We start from the raw sequence: 17,023 nt of genomic DNA, 5'->3' as shown, positions 1-17,023 counted from the left end.
GTGAAACCACCAGGAGGTTTACATACTTTTGAAAGTATCACTGTTTGCACGAGTAACTGTTTGAATGCATTCACAGTTCGCTTCACAGTTTTGTTGAGATCTGATAATATTCTCAGTGAATATGTTTCTGCCGACAACTGTTGAAGAAGTTGAAAGACTTGGTTGGAAAGAACTCGATGTGATACTCGTTACAGGTGATGCTTATGTTGATCACCCATCTTTTGGTGTCGCGCTGATAGGGCACTATTTACTCTCGAAAGGTTACAGAGTCGGTGTCATAGCACAGCCTGATTGGCATAGTGGTGAAGATATCACACGTTTGGGAAGACCAAGGCTATTTTTTGGTATCAGTGGTGGCAACGTTGATTCAATGGTTGCCAACTACACAGCTTCAATGAAGAAAAGAAAGACAGATGACTACTCACCTGGAGGTATTGGAGGTAAGAGACCAGACCGAGCTGTGATAGTCTACTCGAATTTAGTACGAAGATTTTTCCCAAAAGTCCCGATTGTCTTGGGTGGTCTTGAGGCGAGCTTAAGACGATTTGCACAGTACGATTGGTGGTCTGACACGCTCAGAAAGTCTATCTTGCTCGACGCCAAAGCCGATCTTCTCGTCTACGGTATGGCAGAGAAAGCTGTTCTTCAAATCGCGCAAACTTTGGAGAAAACAAAAGATATTACCTCTTGCCATGGCATTCCGGGCACGGTATTTTGGACATCGCAGAGACCAGAAAATGGCATAGAGCTACCAAGTTTTGAAGAAATATCGCAAGATAAAAGCAAGTATGCTAAAGCAACAGCGCTCTTACAGTTTTGGACTGATCCGTATCGAAATGTTTTGATCTATCAGAAACAGGACAATCGCTATGTAGTTCAAAATCCACCACAATTGCCACTTGAGCAGGAAGAACTCGACAGACTTTACTTACTGGACTTTGAAAGAAGAACTCACCCATACTACGCAAGAATGGGAACTGTCCCTGCATTAGAGATGATTCAATTTTCCATCACTGCTGTGAGAGGTTGTTATGGAATGTGTAGTTTCTGTGCACTCACACACCATCAAACGACACATGTACTTTCACGAAGCATCGATTCAATCATTGAGGAAGCAAAAATGCTCACGAAACACCCTGACTTTCGCGGAACCATCTCAGATGTCGGTGGACCAACGGCGAATATGTACAATTCAAAGTGCCAAAGAAGAGAAACCCAAGGGCAGTGTAAGAAGTTCTGTCTTCACCCAGCGGTGTGTGAAAACGCTAAGGTAACTCACGAAGATTACCTTGAACTGCTTGAAAAGGTCAAATCTGTAGAAGGTGTGAAGCATTTGTTTGTTTCATCCGGTATAAGACACGATTTGATCTTGATGGACAAAGATGCAGACAGAATCATAAAAAAACTGGTCGATTTCACACCAGGACAACTGAAACTTGCTCCAGAACACGCACATCCCAAGGTGCTCAAACTGATGAGAAAGCCTCCTGCTGAACTTTTTCTTGAGTTCAAACGAAGGTTCGAAAGTCTTTCGAAGACTTTGAGCAAGAAAAGGTATGTGATAGGTTATTTCATTGTCGCACACCCCGGTGAGTCGATGCACGAGAACGATTACCTTAAAAAGTTCATTCAAAGAAATCTTGGCTATCACCCACAGCAGATTCAAATCTTCACACCTTCTCCTGGTACGCTGAGCACTGCGATGTATTATACTGGCATAGACCCAATCACCGGTGAAGAAGTCTTTGTAGAAAGATCTCTCAAGCACAGAAACAAGATGAAGCAGAATGTGAATACGAACGGCTGAAGAACATACGTACCGATGTAGTCAACAAGGTATGTTCGATTTTGTACAGATACAGTGCAGTGGAGTATACTACCAAGACGACAACATATCTGGTTGGCACAGCAAAAATTTTCAAAATCTTTGAACTCCAGCGTTTATGTTGGATAGATACATACTAACATCCAGAACATGCTTAGCTTGTAGGTACAAGCATGAAGGGTTAACACTATACGACAGGGCGTAGAAATGTCCTGTTTGTGGTAATCAAATGGACAGAGATTTAAACTCAGCGATTAATACCGCTGTCGCAATTCTGGGAGGCAATATCCATGCTGCGATAAGTTTCCTCCGATGAAGCGTGGAGCCTGACTTTTTCTTACAAATTTGGTTCTACTTGCGCACCAACCCATTATTTCAAATCTATCGGGTTCTAACATGTCTGAAACCATCCCGATAAAAAACATTGATATATCTCAGGTTTCGTACAAAGTCTTCAAGGAAGAGAACTCTTTTCTCTGGATGACGTTTGAAGGTTAGGTCCGGGTTTCTAAGGGTTGATTGTTTGTCATTATGGAAGGATTGGAAATCTCTTTGTTGCTTTTGGAAAGAAAGAACGATTCACACTGGAGGATATAGTTAACGTTTTCAAAATCCTGCCTAAAGGTTATGGCTTTCTACGGACTTTCTGGATTGCCAAAGTCTTGAAATCAACCGGATTCAGAAGCATTTGGAAATCACGGCATAAATCGCTGTACGTGGTGTCTTTCTTGTCCCCCTTAGATTCTTCATGTACATGGTATCCAATCATGCGGGCTATAAAGGAATTGGAAATTTGGCGCTTTTCGCTTAAAAAATATGTGCAAAGCTGAAGCGAAACTGATGTAATATTTTCTTTCCCTTAGTCACATTGCTTTTCGAGAAAACAACGGACAATTCATCTACAAATTCAGGTTCAACAACAATACCATCCCGTGCGATAACTTCCGAAATACGATATCCCATACGTATACTCGAAAGATATCTGTGTTGTAGAGTGAGTTTACAACTGCAACCTTGACAAGTATTGATTAAAGGGCCGAATCTGGAAAAGAATTTTTCGCCTTATTAAGCATCTGCTCAATGTCTTTAAAATATTGAACGAATTCGCAACTTTGTAGAACAACATCAACCTGCCCTTGAAAATACTTAGCATTTCAAATCGCATCTTTTTGAAATTATCCGCTACTATTTAGTCTTTCAATTTCTTCACGAATTTGCTTTAGTACATTTTCTTCATCGTGAATTATCTTTCTTCCATTTTTATCCTTGTATGAAAATATAACAAAAACTTTACCACCGTATTTCTTATGGAACTTTTCATGCGAGTCTGAAAGCCACTGAAGCCATTTATGTATTTCTGGTGTATGTTCGTAGCTTATGGGTTTGATTTGCAAGCCAATATATTTGTTTCCAACTTGAATGTAGAAGTCAACGTTATAAGTTCTATCCCATTGATCAGGCGCTGGCAAGATTTTAATGTTTAGCTTCTTGTCCAAATGTTCGAATATTGTTTCCTTTTCGGTTAAGTAACCTTTGAAAGTCCTGCTGAGAACTAATTCTTTGATATATTGTATACAGTCTTCATCACTAACTTCGCAAATCTCAGCTTTAATCACTTCACTTATCTTTACATAAAGTTTTCTTCCTAAGTTCTCTAAGTAGTCTTGAGGATTTTCAAATGGTAGCTTTTTCGGCTCGAGGATTTCTTCCTTAAGTTTATTATAATAATACTTCTCCCAATCACGAATGGTTTTTGGTGCAGCTTCTCTAATCCACTTTGCAACAGGTCCCACTTTGTCCTTTTTATTTAATCCCCAGCGGTTTGTTGCCATGTTCAAAATCCATTCTTTGCTCATTTTCAAGCCTCCGCTTCCAATTTTTCAAACTCTTTTCTATACTTGTGTACTCTCGTCTTATCTGCAGATGCTAATCCGCTTTTTATCAAGTACCGATTAATAAAGATTTTGTTTTTCAAATATACATAAGCTTCCACGGCGTTTTCCTTAACTCGGGAAGATGTATCATAATTTAGAAGAACTTCTTTGTTCAAAACATATTTTTTTAAATACTCGATTACGTCACTTTCTTTATCTTTTTTAATTTTTACCCCAAGAAACTTGACGATTAAGCCATTGCTCAGAACAAGAGTGTCTGGGGATATAATCTCAGAAGCTTTTAAGCACTGGTTTTTGGATGTCTCAACTAATTTTGGTTCTATGACAGGAGCTGCATCTTTTATTCTTGGCTTATAGGGAACATCTTGAGCATCTTGGTCAATTGATTCATCTTGTCTTACCACAATTTTGATCTCGTGGAACAGCGAGCTGTTAACACCACTTATCTTCTTTTTTATAAGATCCAAGAATTTGGGATTAATTTCATATCCTATACAGTTTCTATTAAGGTTCAAAGCTACTTTCATGGTTGTTCCGCTTCCAAGAAACGGATCCAAAACAGTATCCTGGGTAAATGAAAACATCCTGATAAGTCTGTATGGAAGTTCTTCAGGGAACATAGCTTCGTGATCGGTTTGTTTTTCGCCTTTGAAATACCAATGACCACTGAAGTATTCTTTCCATTCATCCTTGGTGAGTATAGAACTTTCTTTGTTCTCAGGGGCTGTTTGTATTGAATTTCCAGGTTTTTTAAATATGAGAATGTATTCGTAGTCGATCTCTATCATTCCATTTGGTGGATATGGATAAGAGCCCATTACATTTGCACCACCACTGGTGTTCATGGTTGTCTTTTTCTGCCATATGATTGCTCCCATATAATCAAATCCGATATCCTCACACTGAGCTATAATTTCAGCGTGTAAGGGAATGATTTTGTATCTCCCGTATACTATTGAACGTGCAAATTGATCTCCGATATTAATGCATAGTCTACGTCCCTTTTTCAGTACTCTAAAACTTTCTTTCCATACGCGATAAAGATCTTTTAGATACTCATGCAGTGTCTGTCCATAGCCTATCTGATTTTTCACACCATAGTCCTTTATATGCCAATAAGGTGGTGACGTAACTATTAAATCCATTGACTCTTCAATTAATTCAGACATATTTCTGCTATCACCGATAATAATTTTTCCAAACATGTTAATAAATGCACTCCTTTTCAGTTTGTTGGATGCTATTGACGACTACTTAATTATTTCTTCCCGCGCTTTGTTGTAGAGGTCAATATCCTTCCCAAGGTAGTCGATTATCTCGCAATTTGAAAGTTCTTAAAGTATAAACTGGTTCAACTTCTTTGTACTTAGCAGCTCCTGCTATAGGAGATGGAATCATCAAATAACCGGATATCTTTGCAGCGATTTCCGATCTTATTATGAAATCGAGAAAATTGTACGCAACTTCTTTGTTATTGGCATCTTTTAGTATAAACATACTATTGTATTCTTCATTCAAATTCTTTAATTACTTCTTCAGGTATGTAATCTACCCATTTGCAAATATGGAGGCTGTATTGACTGTTATACCCACCTAAAAGCGTAATCAAGAACAAAAATACTCCACTAATAGTAACAGCTTGACTATATGGTTTGTAACCTTCTTCTTAGTCTCCTCCTCCTTCTTTCTGATTTGGCATATTCGTCAAACAATTATATCATGGGAAACCTGCAGCGAAAATTCATATCTTGATGCTTTAAATGCATCATCCAGAAAGTTCCACGAACAAGACGTGCGCATTTTTAGATATCATAAAGACTGCGAGCGATAAACATGTACAAAAGATATCTTGGACAAGTTCAGGCGGAAGTTCGATTGGCACCAGCTGGAGGTGTGAATTACAAGGCGCACCTCTGTAGCCATAGAGTAAGTGCTTTTTATGGAAGTTAGCCTTGGGCTACTGAGAATTCCATCCCGTTCAGGAGATTGTCAGGAATGGAGCATAGACACACATTAAAGTAGATATGGGCGGTATAATATAGCTGTGTTTAGTTGATTAAACATACGGTGATACGATCGGAAAAAGTACAAGTAGTTCGAGAGAAAATCCTGGAAACTGAGCATCGAAAATAAAACCAAATACCTGTCGTATTCGAGCTCAAAATTTCATCGATCAGCCTATCAGATTCAATGAAAAACAAGCTACTCTCCTTGTTCAACCAAGACAACTAGTTCTATAACTTCATAATCAACGACCAGAGCCTTAGGAGCAAACCAGATACCGAAAGATTGCGAGATAGCCAAAGCAGAGATTGTAAGAAAACCGAGCGGTATATACCTACACGTAACTTGCTACATAGATAAAGGTTCGTCTATTAAAGTTTTGCAAACAAGAAAAGACAAACACGGGAATCTAAAGCATCGAAGTTACAATGCATTCAATAATCCAGTTGGTATAGATTTCAAACCGAATGGATTAGTATTATCCAGTAGTATCAAAACCAAGTGGAGGATAGAAGAAAGTGACCATTGAAGAAAATCCAGCGTAAGATGTCCAAAAAGAAGACAGACTCGAGCAAGTATAGAAAGCTACAACGGAAGCTGAAGCGTCAACCACCTACGACTGAAGTCGTAGGCTTGCACCTAACCACAGAGGCTGGTGCTTCAGGGCATGTTGACTGATGCCCATCAAGTAGCGTGTTCAAATACACCTGCTTGTTGTTGACTGCGGCAACTATATCTGCATTGGATGCATAACCACAGGATTTACACCTAAACAAGTGCCCCTTACGATTCTTACTTGAAACCAATCCGCATCTGGGACAGCGCTGACTCGTATGCTTGGGATCCACATTAGATGTAGTCGCAAGATTATATATCCCATGATCTACACCAATCACGTTACCTGTTAGTAGAGGAATGGGAGCTTCACGATTAACTACGATGCTTATGTAAAACTCTCTAGTTCTCTTGCTGTAGCATAGTGTAACAGATGTAGGTTTTTATCCTGAAAGAAGTCCCCTCTGAAAGTTCCCGGTATCAAGTTTAAGTTTTAATCTGCCAGCTATGGTAGAGATGTATACCTCCTCTTTCTTTTCAATGAAACAGAAAGTTTCAGCATCAAGGCTCATAGTGGAACAACTCAGATACTCTTGCAATTGCTCGTATAACGAGATTCGCCTGAAGTCCATATTTCTTTCTGATCGTCCGATAACACAAGTGCATAACTAATGTCTACTGGATATTAATTGGCTTTCCATCACGAATAAATTCGTGGGCTTCCAGCCAGAGAGTTCTCGTGAAGACTCAAACAAACAGAAAAACAGCAATAAACACAGCAGACAAGAACTGCACTCAAGACAACCTTGGCATCTTATTCGGCAAAGTTCATCATGCTGTCAAATGAAGGGGTTCTATTTTATTTCTTCTTTGAGCTAAAGAGTTTCACCATTTCAAACAACGGGATAATCATAGCTGCAGCTAAGAAACTCACCACAAGTTGGTGACCAGCTAAGGTTGTTGTTCCAAAGACTTTCTGAAGTGCCGGAATGTATACGACTCCCAACAACATCACGAAAGAGACCACGCTTGCCAAGATCAGTCTTGGGTTGTTTGTAATTCCCACTTTGAACAAGGAGTGTTTCAAAGATTTCGAGTTCAGTGCGTGGAACAACTGTCCAGTACAGAGCGTGAAAAAGACCATCGTTCTGAGGAGTTCTATGTTATCATGTTCCAGCAGAGCCCAACCGTAGACAAAGAGTGTCAAGACAGATAGAAATAGCCCACCAATGAATATGCGCTTCATCACGAATGGGCTCATTATTCCTTCTTTTGGATCTCTCGGAGGTCTTTGCATCACATCTGGTTCTGCCGGTTCAACACCGAGTGCGAGGGCTGGTAAACCATCGGTCACCAAGTTCATCCAAAGAATTTGAACCGGTATAAGGGGTAATGGAAGCCTCAGCAGAATGGAGATGAAAATCGTGGCGACCTCACTGATGTTGCAAGATAAAAGATAATAGACAACCTTTCTGATGTTGTCAAAGATCTTTCTTCCCTCTTCGACTGCAGATACGATGCTTGCAAAATTGTCGTCTGTAAGAACCATGTCCGAGGCGTCCTTTGACACGTCCGTTCCAGTGATGCCCATTGCTACACCTATGTCAGCCTTCTTGAGCGCTGGTGCATCGTTGACACCATCACCAGTCATGGCAACGATTCTTCCTCTCTTTTTGAGGGCTTCTACAATCTTGAGTTTGTCACTGGGTGAAACCCTTGCGTACACTTCTACACTTTCAACAACCTCAACCAGTTTTTCAACGTCCATCTCGATCAGTTCACTACCTGTCAAGACTAAGCCCTTTTGATCCAAGATACTTAACTCTTTTGCAATCGTTTGAGCGGTTACCTTGTGATCACCGGTGATCATGATGACCTTTATGCCCGCACTGCGACATTTCTCCAGAGCATCTTTCACCTCGGGTCTGGGTGGGTCGATCATCCCCATCAATCCCAGAAAGACCATGTCGTTCTCCAAATCAGCGAAGTTTTCATCTCGTAGTTCTTTGTAAGCAACCGCGAGTACCCTTAGTCCTTCTTGTGCCATTTGGGTGTTAAAGGACAAGATCTCTTCTTTGTCCTTTTCAGAAAGCGGTTTTGTCTGTCCATCCTTAGTAAAGTATTTTGTACAGTTTTTCACCACTATATCAGGAGCACCTTTTGTGAAGGACAAGATCGTGTTTTGGTCTCTGTGAACTGTTGTCATCATCTTTCTGTCTGAGTCAAACGGTATTTCGTGAATGCGCGGCATCTTTTCCTCGAGCTTTTCTTTTTCAATTCCAAAGTCAAAAGCCGCAACAGCGAGGGCTATTTCTGTTGGATCTCCCGATGTAACTCTCTTGCCGTCTTTTGAGGTGATGAAAGCATCGTTACAAAGAGTTGCACCTGTCAGAAGAAGGTTCATACTTTTAGAGTAGTTTTGCTTTGCTTTCTCGTGTTCAAAGAACTCAGATGGATGTAAGTAGTATTTCACAACTGTCATTTCGTTTTTCGTCAGTGTACCAGTTTTATCAGAACATATCACATTGACTGAACCAAGTGCTTCAACGGCTTGAAGTCTTCTTATCACTGCATGACGCTTTACCATGTTGTACATGCCCAGCGCCAAGACTATGGTAACTACCGCTGGAAGTCCTTCTGGAACTGCGGCGACAGCCAAACTCACCGCCGTGAGAAACATCTCAAGAAGTGGATTTCCTTCGAGTATTCCAACGACGAAGACTATCGCACAGATAGCAAGGACTATCACACCGATTTGTTTTCCGAGTTTTTCTAAATTTTTCTGTAAAGGTGTTTCTTCTTCTTCCATCTCTGAGAGCATCTTCGCTATCTTGCCAAGTTCCGTTTCATTGCCTGTAGATGTCACTACTGCCTTTCCTCTGCCTCTGCTAACGATCGTTCCTGAGTAAACCATGTTGATCCTATCGCCTATGGGTAGTTTATCTTTGTCGATGACATCGGTGATCTTCTCCACTGGTTGAGATTCACCTGTCAAAGCCGCTTCGCTCAAGGAAAGATTCACAGCTTCTATTAATCTTGCATCTGCAGGTACGTAATTACCTGTCTCGAGTAAAACGATGTCCCCAGGTACAATCTCCCTCGACGAGATTGTTTGAACGATGCCATCGCGTATCACCTTTGCCATAGGCGCTGCCATCTTCTTGAGCAACTGTAGAGATTTTTCAGCCTTCGATTCTTGTATAGTGCTCAGTGTGGCGTTGAGAACAACTATGATCATTATGAGGATTGCATCGACTCCTTCACCGACCAGGATCGAAACAGCAGCAGCGGCGAGCAAGATTATTATCAAAAAATCGGTGAACTGAGAGAAAAACATCTGCCAAATCGTTCTTCTCTTTCGCTGGGCAAGTTCATTCGGTCCATACTTCTCAAATCTTTGTTTGGCTTCTTGGGTTGTCAAACCGTTTTGAATATCCGTTTGAAGTTCTTTGCAAAGATCCTCAGCCTTCATTCTGTAAAAATCTTTCAACACGATCACCCCTTGTGCAGAGTTGCTAAATCATATTGACCATAAAAGACCCACGCGCATCTACCAAGATTACTCCTTGCACAACATCTCTGCTGTGAGCGATAAGAAAGCTGGTCATATTCACACAACTGCAGGCGTGGTTAGGTATTATCTGAACTTTATCGCCTATCTTGAGTGAACTTTTTCCAAGGATTCTTATCTTTCCAACCTCTTCAGACAGCGATTCGACGATAAGTTCAGGATGATCTTTGATAATGCCATAACCGTTCATCAAAGTCACACCGTGAGCGCCCTTGTCCAAACCAAGTGATTTGCTTCCAACATCGATTATATACAAATCCTCACGCGGGTGAGAAAGTATCGTTCCCAAGACTGTGAGTGCGCATCTTTCAACAGTAACAACCCCCAAAGCTACTTGTGTTGCATCGTAAAAAACATAGTTCCCAGGTCTGAATGTGTTTATATCTCTGCACGATACGATTAATCTAACTGTGGGTGTGCAGCCAGTCGCGACTATCTGTGATTCATAGCCATTGGCTTGAAGATTTTCTCTTGCGTCTTGCATTGATCTGCACTCTTGCTTTGCCACCTCTTTGAGCTCTTCTATATTTCTTTTGGTGTATGCATGACCAGGGTGTGTGGCAATACCTCTGAAGAGGAAATTTCTGAATCTGTGCAAACGATCGACTAACTTTGCAGACTCGAGTGGCGGAACACCAAATCTGTGCAAGCCGCTGTCGATCTTAACCAAGTACTCCAGTTCAATACCTTTACAAAGCTTGTTCACCAGCTCTGCAGAATCATAGCTATCGAAACACAATACAATTCTTGCCTTCTTCGCCAGTGAGATAACTCGTTCGATGTTTCTTGGGTTTGCTAAAGGATAGGCGATCATGATCTTTTCAAAACCGTTTTCGACCAATCTTTCTGCCTCGTAAACTGTACCAACCAAAAAGCCCTTCGCGCCGTGTTCGTGTTGAATCTTTGCAATGGCAACACTTTTGTGAGTTTTTACCATGGGCCAGAGTTCTTTGCCGTTTTGCTCACAAAGTTTTGCCATTTCTTTTATGTTTTGGAGCATCACATCGACATCAACGAGAAAAGCTGGTGTTGGCAGATCGTAGATGTTCTTCATTCACACCACTTTGAAAGAACCTCACACAGCTGGTTTTCTTCTTTGTTCACATCTATACAGACTATGTCGAGTTCTCTTTTCAGTCTTTCCACCACCTGAGAGATGTCCAGTTTTGCAAGTTCGTAGCCTTCAACGCGACGCTCTGGGTAACATGGGTTTACCGTAACGCAAATCAACTGTGGTTTTCGAATTACCGCTATGTCCATCTCTTCTAAAAGCTGTTCTAATTTCTTGTAATCGTCTGCGAGAATCAGATGGATTGGTGATTCCACCAATACAGAGTCGCGGGAATGCATCCTTAGTCTGTCGATGGTGATCATTCCAGAGAGGTTGATTCTACCGTTGCTGCTTTCTCTTGGCAGTCGGAAGGCTTTAACCATGACCTTTGCTTCAAGAACAAGTTCGTCCAAATTTGTTGTTCTTGCCGCACCAGTTGCGATGATTATACGATCTACAAATTGAAAGGGAACCATTCTGTTTATTGCACCATCTACTATCAACAGGTCAATTTTATATTGTTGAACTCTTTTTATGACGTCAAAGAGGTCATCACTTGAATTCGGACCAACAAGCACAACCGTACCGAGCTGCTTTACTCTGTAAACAGAAATCTTTCCCAAAGGAGTTTTCAAAGGAAGTTCTTCTAACAGTTCAAGCTTTGCAGTTGAGTGATGAGCTGCCTGCGTACTGGTTATCACCAATGTTCCTTCATCGACAACTACCTTAGGTTTTGGTAGACCGGTCACATGATCGAGGTCTTCTCCATCAAAGCCTATGCTCGTTAGTGCAAGCTCTTTGTTGCTCAAACACTTGATGACAGCATTCAAAGCTGTAGTTTTGCCGGTGTTTTTTGCTGTTCCAAGGATGCCAATCGTCAGCATTTTCTCACCGTACCTCTGCCAGCCCTACCAGGGTTTGCTCCTTCTTCTTTTGTACCAAAGAGACCTTCATACAGAGAAGCGACAAAATCACCACGTTCAGCAACTCTCTGCAGAGTTTGATAGATTCCTTCTTTTATCATCTTAGCGTATTCATAGGCTTGTTTTGTTGGTTCTATCTTCGCTTTGCCAAAGAATCTGAAAGCATCAGCAATCGCTCTAAGGCTGTCTATTCTTGCAGAGGTTGTTATTGCACCTCTCGCATAGGCTTCGTCGGTTGAAGAAACGGTTACTGCATCCAGTTCCAGTGATTTTCCCAATGCAGCGTGAAGTGCGGTTGTCATAGCAGATTGAACTCTGTCTTCTGTGTGAGTCATGAATCCTATGGGTTCTCCGGGCCATATGGGTGCATCGATTATCTCTCTCAAGGCGATGACTTTACCCACATTGTAATCTATGTAGTTGTCTTCCATGTATTTGTTTATGATTGCATCGGGTGAATAACAGAACAAAGGCTTTAAGATCGGTTTTGCCCCTAACTTGACTCCCAAATAAGCAACAGCGATCATTCCTGCAAATGCCTTGTGTGCTGGAACTCCTCCAAGCTCTTCGTTAGTCGGTAGATCAAAAGGCATCTTGAACTTTGCTGCAAGTTTTATTGCGTAGACGCCGTCGACAGCCAATCTTTCTGGATCGCTACCACCGTTGAGAGATCCATAGACCATGTTTATCTTTGTCAGATCTGCCCCAGCCTCGTGTGCGAGTAAGACGATCTCAGGTGTGTTGACTCCTCTGTGCGCACGTACACACCAAAGAGTTGATTCGTTGAGAGCAGATTTTATTAGTTTTAGGTTTTCCAGTGTTATGATCGAGCCGTCTTCTTCGTGTGCGAGTAATCCTTCCAGCAAGCCCTCACACCTTGCGCCCCACGAAGGATCAAAGTGCAGAACACCGTCTGCCCCCCAAGCTTCGCTGACTTTTATGTGCATCGCATCCATGAAAGGACAACCTGTACCGTACTGAACAAAAACTAAGGGTTTGTCTGTTGAATGCCTCAGAATTCTTGGTGAGTAAGAACTCCTGTTCAGAAGTTCTTTTAGTCTTTTGATTTCTTCTTGTGTTATCAACCTAACATGTTTGGGGACGACTTTCTCATTGTAGTAAGAGCGAACCAGATCATCACAGAGCTTTGTGTATTCATCAAGAAGATCTTCACCTTTTAGAATTCTTTCTCTGATCTTTGCTCTTTCGATACCTGGACTTGTTCTTTCATTTGCCCACTCTATTATCTGGTCGGCTATTTTTTCAAGAAGCTCTCTGAAGGCGCTGTCTTTGATCCTATAACTGTAACCCTGTGTGATATCTTGTTTGGATTTCTTTACCATTTCACCCTCTGCCGAGAGTTCTCTATTTTCGACGAAGGCGATAACCTCTTCCCAGCGAGTCTTTTCACCAAAGCCGGCATCATAGCCGAGTTCTGCGGCAAGTTCCTTAGTGATCGCCTTGCCTCCAACGACAACCTTGCACTTTCTTCGCAGTCCCGCTGCATCTATCAGGTCTATGAATCTTCCCAACAACTCAGCCGCATTGTATCCAAGTGTTCTACTGACCATTATGTAATCTGGCATCTCCTTCTGACATACGTGAACTATTTCTTCCATCTTCATGTCTGGTGGCAACAAGATAGTCTGATGACCTCTTTGAGAGAACTCTCTGCTGAGCATCTTTACGGCAACGTCGTGGACAGGATCGAGTGGCACCAAGAGTATCTTCATCTCTCATCACCTACGCTTGCCCAGCTGTATTTGTCGCCTGGTCTGTAAACGTAGGCTCTGAGTCTTATTCTTGCTGCAAAACCGTTGTGTTCCACGAAGACTACATCGACGTCTTTGAAGCCAAAGGATTTCATCATGCCAACTCCAATTTCTCGAGCCTTTTGCTCACTTTCAGCAAGCAAAGTTGTTTCAAGATCAACTGCGTCTATTATGTGTTTTTCCAACATCAGATCACCTCACTCCTTCATTGCGTCTGGCAATATATAACCTTGTGCAACAACGCGGGCATCACCTTGTAGATAAATATCCTTCACATCACCACCAATTTTTTCAAAGCCAACCTTCAAAGTTCCACCTTTTGCATGAACTACTACTGGAACTTCAAGCCCAAAGATTATCGATGAAACAACAGACGAAGCTATCGATCCTGTTCCGCAGGCAAGAGTTTCGTCTTCCACACCTCTTTCGTAAGTTCTAATAACTATCCTGTTTTTGTCAATGACTTTCACCAAATTCACATTCGTTCCCCTTGGAAAGAGATCTAAGCAATACCTCACCTTTCTTCCAAACTCTCTTATGGTACTACTGTCGAGCGTCTCGACATCTTCTCTATAGATAACTGTGTGTGGCACACCCACTGTCACATAATGGTATTCAATCGTACCAAAACCAAAGTCGTGATGCTGATGCAATCTGAATTCATCTGTCTTCAGATCTGGAAAGTTTACTTTCACATCTTCATTTACTATTTGTGCTCTGTGTATACCAGAGAGAGTTTCAAATTCCATTTCCTCTTTTGACACTCCCAAAAGATGAGCAAACTTTGCAATGCATCTGGCGCCGTTGCCACACATTTCACCTTCGCTGCCATCTGAGTTGAAGTATCTCATCTTGAAATCTGCCTTTTCTGAACGTTCCAGAAGCATCAAACCATCTGCACCGATCGATTTTCTTCTTCTACAAACCATCTTCACAAAGTGGTTCAAATCGTAAGCAGCCAGGATGTTTTCCCTGTTGTCTATGATTATGAAATCATTACCAGCTCCGTTCATTTTGTAAAAGGGTACCTTCACGGTTGACCTCCAACTCTACAGCAGTTTGCACAAAAGTTCACGTTTGTCACCAGCGATGAAGTCCAAGATTGGAATCTCCAAGAGCGTGTAGCAACCTGGTTTTTGCCTCACGGTGGCTCTTGCTGCAGCAACCATCACCTGTGCCGTTGCAGCCGGATTATTCACCCACATGTGAAACTCCATTCTTTGATTACATGCTCTGCCTGAAGTGCCTTTTCGTTCGATCTTGACACTGTGCCCCATATCGACCAGTTTTTGCACGTTGTCGATTTGATTTATATAAAGTTCATCGTGGCAAAAGTAAGGATCTTCTGCTATCCTTTTTGCAACGTCTGCAAAATCATATCCATCTTGTAATTGAACATAAACAACCCTTGAGTGCATACCCATACCTTTTGGACAGGTTATCGAGATCGCATCTTTCACACCAGGTATACGTTTAACTGCGACTGTGTGTCCCATGCTCATGCCAGGTCCAAAGTTTGTCCATGTGATACCCTTTGGTGCTATTACTTCAAAGATCGCTCTAACAAGTGAATCGGTACCAGGATCCCAACCTGCTGAAATGATCGAGACAGTCTTGTGTTCCTTTGCTATCTTTTCAAGGTCTTCTTTAAGTTTCAGTGCGCCTTCAGCACCATGTATATCGTATGCATCGACTGTGTTTATTCCATTTCTTAGATATATGGGTGCTACACTTGGCACCATTCTGCTGTCTATCGCCAAGATAGCCACATCGGGTTTATCAATTTTCTCAACATCGTCTGCAACAGGAATTTCTTTGAACTCTTTCTTAACAGCTTCAATTCTCTGTGAAACTTCAATTATACCAACCAGCTGCATGTCTTCACTTTGACAAACGGCATCAAAGACAGCATGACCAACATTGCCCATACCGACGATCACAACTTTAATCTTCTTCATCATGACTCTCCCTTCGAAAAGACCTTCAGCTGATTCAGACGCTGCAATTACTTAGGTGAAAGAGGGGGTATTAACCCCCTCCTTTTTACATGAGTATCATTGCCACTATCGTTGCACCGACAAAACCAAGAATGACTGGTACAAAGTTCTTCCTTGCGATCTCTTCAGGTTTTGTCTTACACACCGCCGCAACAGCGATGAGTGCCCAAGGAACAATTGTTCCTCCACCGGTGTTCACCGCGGTCAGCTGTCCCAGCGCTGCCATCACAGAAGTCTTCACACTGGCAGCTGTACCAAGACCACCAGCGAGAGTACCCATCAATGGCAATCCAGAAAATCCAGAACCATCGAGCCCCGTTATTGCACCGATGATCGCCTGCATTGGCGCAACTGCAAATCTGTTCAGTGGAACCTTCGCAGCCAGAGCGTTGCTAAGATCAAACAACAATGGTTTGCCAGCACTTCCAAAGATCTGTGTTGCAGGACCGCCACCCATGTAGAAAAGTGCGGCAATCACGAAAACAGGTGCAAAGATCTTCACGCCAAACATGAACCCTTCTCTGAGAAAATCGACGCCAACTTCAAGACCTTCAGACTTGTACTGCAAAAGTGTGAAGACTAACAGAAGTAATGCTGCAGTACCACCGAGCAGAGCTGTTGCGTCACCACCGCGCAGTTTCAAAGCAAGCATCAGAATTATGTCGACGAGAAAAGCTAAGCTTACGATGACAGCCTCTGCCTTTGCAAAGGAGCTGTGCTTAATATCTTTGCTGTGCACGACGCTTTCTCCAAAGATCTCGATATCTTTCTTTGGATCGTATCCCTTATTTGCCTTCATTGTGAAGTAATAAGTTAGTGGAATAGCAATGACCGCCCAAGTGATTATTAATGGAACCATCGAACTCATAACAGCTCCAACCGGCAAACCTGCTGCTTTAGCCGTCAGTGTAGGAGCACCTTGAATCACAAAGTCTGTGCTGAGTGATATTCCATAGGCAAATATTGCAATTGACACACCAGCTCCCACAGGCGATAATCCTGCACTAACAGCAACTGGAACAAGCAAGCTACCTATCAAAGCAACGGCAGGAGTGGGCCATATGAAAAGGGCAAGAATTGCTGTGATTATCCCAACGAACCAGAAGGCGGAAGCTGGTCCTTTGATGGGCTTTCCGAGGGTTCTTATCAAAACAGCAGCCGCTCCACTCTTTTCCATCTGCTTTGAAAGAGCAACCATCAAAGAGATGACCACAACGATACCCATCAACTCAATTGCTGTTACTACTATCGCGTTGAAAACAGACTGAACTGCACCCAGGAAGGACCCCGTCACTGCCCAACCAACACACAGAGCACCTATGAGACAGATCAGTGGTGTGTCTTTTCGAAGAAACATAGTCACGACGACTGCGATCACAAAAAACAGATACAGCCAGTGAGCCAACGTGAGTTGTACTGCCATGACCCCA

The 17,023-nt window shown here is 42.2% G+C and carries 13 protein-coding genes; 1 reads left to right on the top strand and 12 read right to left on the bottom strand.

The annotated features are described in order from the left end of the window. Positions 1 to 121 precede the first annotated feature (121 nt). Positions 122 to 1,807 carry a YgiQ family radical SAM protein gene (locus ACSFC1_RS09695; protein WP_435566026.1) on the top strand — a complete coding sequence of 562 codons (1,686 nt, stop codon included), beginning with the start codon at positions 122 to 124 and terminating at the stop codon, positions 1,805 to 1,807. A 1,193-nt stretch (positions 1,808 to 3,000) separates the two neighbouring features. Here the strand turns inward: ACSFC1_RS09695 and ACSFC1_RS09690 are convergent. The 12 genes from ACSFC1_RS09690 to ACSFC1_RS09635 form a co-directional block, all read right to left on the bottom strand. After that, the gene (locus tag ACSFC1_RS09690) at positions 3,001 to 3,681 is read right to left on the bottom strand and encodes an MjaI family restriction endonuclease (RefSeq protein WP_435565899.1); all 681 of its coding nucleotides are present in this window, start codon (positions 3,679 to 3,681) and stop codon (positions 3,001 to 3,003) included. A 2-nt stretch (positions 3,682 to 3,683) separates the two neighbouring features. Further along, entirely contained in the window at positions 3,684 to 4,925 is a 1,242-nt protein-coding gene (locus ACSFC1_RS09685) for a DNA methyltransferase (RefSeq protein WP_435565898.1), read from the bottom strand. 82 nt (positions 4,926 to 5,007) lie between these two features. Continuing rightward, positions 5,008 to 5,217 (bottom strand): hypothetical protein, encoded by a 210-nt coding sequence (locus tag ACSFC1_RS09680; protein WP_435565897.1) that lies wholly within the window; start codon positions 5,215 to 5,217, stop codon positions 5,008 to 5,010. A 1,112-nt stretch (positions 5,218 to 6,329) separates the two neighbouring features. Next, the gene (locus ACSFC1_RS09675; protein WP_435566025.1) at positions 6,330 to 6,572 is read right to left on the bottom strand and encodes a zinc ribbon domain-containing protein; all 243 of its coding nucleotides are present in this window, start codon (positions 6,570 to 6,572) and stop codon (positions 6,330 to 6,332) included. Positions 6,573 to 7,138: 566 nt separating this feature from the next. Next, positions 7,139 to 9,769, bottom strand: coding sequence for a calcium-transporting P-type ATPase, PMR1-type (locus ACSFC1_RS09670; RefSeq protein ID WP_435565896.1), 2,631 nt, complete (start codon positions 9,767 to 9,769; stop codon positions 7,139 to 7,141). A 25-nt stretch (positions 9,770 to 9,794) separates the two neighbouring features. Next, positions 9,795 to 10,904, bottom strand: a complete 1,110-nt coding sequence (locus ACSFC1_RS09665) for an alanine racemase (RefSeq protein WP_435565895.1) — start codon at positions 10,902 to 10,904, stop codon at positions 9,795 to 9,797. Then, positions 10,901 to 11,785 (bottom strand): hypothetical protein, encoded by an 885-nt coding sequence (locus ACSFC1_RS09660; RefSeq protein ID WP_435565894.1) that lies wholly within the window; start codon positions 11,783 to 11,785, stop codon positions 10,901 to 10,903. Before ACSFC1_RS09660 ends, ACSFC1_RS09665 begins: the two co-directional genes overlap by 4 nt. Next, entirely contained in the window at positions 11,779 to 13,557 is a 1,779-nt protein-coding gene (locus ACSFC1_RS09655) for a cobalamin B12-binding domain-containing protein (RefSeq protein ID WP_435565893.1), read from the bottom strand. Before ACSFC1_RS09655 ends, ACSFC1_RS09660 begins: the two co-directional genes overlap by 7 nt. Next, entirely contained in the window at positions 13,554 to 13,784 is a 231-nt protein-coding gene (locus ACSFC1_RS09650) for a hypothetical protein (RefSeq protein ID WP_435565892.1), read from the bottom strand. Before ACSFC1_RS09650 ends, ACSFC1_RS09655 begins: the two co-directional genes overlap by 4 nt. 9 nt (positions 13,785 to 13,793) lie before the next feature. Continuing rightward, on the bottom strand, positions 13,794 to 14,630 hold the full coding sequence (gene dapF, locus ACSFC1_RS09645) for a diaminopimelate epimerase (protein ID WP_435565891.1): 837 nt from the start codon (positions 14,628 to 14,630) through the stop codon (positions 13,794 to 13,796). Positions 14,631 to 14,645: 15 nt separating this feature from the next. Next, positions 14,646 to 15,557 carry a diaminopimelate dehydrogenase gene (locus tag ACSFC1_RS09640; protein ID WP_435565890.1) on the bottom strand — a complete coding sequence of 304 codons (912 nt, stop codon included), beginning with the start codon at positions 15,555 to 15,557 and terminating at the stop codon, positions 14,646 to 14,648. A gap of 82 nt (positions 15,558 to 15,639) precedes the next feature. Next, positions 15,640 to 17,016: a hypothetical protein gene (locus ACSFC1_RS09635; protein ID WP_435565889.1), complete on the bottom strand. Its 1,377-nt coding sequence runs from the start codon at positions 17,014 to 17,016 to the stop codon at positions 15,640 to 15,642. Positions 17,017 to 17,023 lie beyond the last annotated feature (7 nt).

It is taken from the genome of Pseudothermotoga sp. U03pept (assembly GCF_051235805.1).
Taxonomy (GTDB): Bacteria; Thermotogota; Thermotogae; order Thermotogales; family DSM-5069; genus Pseudothermotoga_B.
This window is presented reverse-complemented; position numbering and strand designations above follow the sequence as displayed.